The sequence below is a fragment of the Alishewanella tabrizica genome, assembly GCF_014652375.1.
Lineage (GTDB): Bacteria > Pseudomonadota > Gammaproteobacteria > Enterobacterales > Alteromonadaceae > Alishewanella > Alishewanella tabrizica.
Window position 1 is genome coordinate 219,644 of record NZ_BMYR01000009.1, and the last position, 398, is coordinate 220,041.

At 54.3% G+C, this 398-nt stretch carries 1 pseudogene; it reads left to right on the forward strand.

Annotated features, from left to right (window positions below):
- Positions 1–398, forward strand: a pseudogene (locus IE070_RS16815) (retention module-containing protein); the annotation flags it as partial.

A 398-nucleotide genomic window follows, 5' to 3' on the forward strand; every position in this document is an offset into this window, starting at 1 on the left:
GGCAGCTATAGCGTGGCGGGTGTGGATATTAGCAGCCTAGCCGATGGTGCCTTAACGATTACGGCGACAGCGGTGGATAATAATGGCAATCCAATCAGTGCCAATACGGGCTTAACACTGGATGCGGTGGAGTCGGCCATTACCGTGGCGGCAGAGCTGGCAGCAGATAATAGCTTAACGCTCTCGGGTAACACGGTGGATGTGGCGCCGGGTAGCACGGTGCAGCTAACCATTACCGATCAGTTTGGTAACACCGTGGTGGTGAGTGCGGTAGTCAATGCCGATGGCAGCTATAGCGTGGCGGGCGTGGATATTAGCAGTTTAGCCGATGGTGCTTTAACCATTACGGCGAGCGCCGTAGATAATAATGGCAACAGCATCAATGCCAATACCGGCTT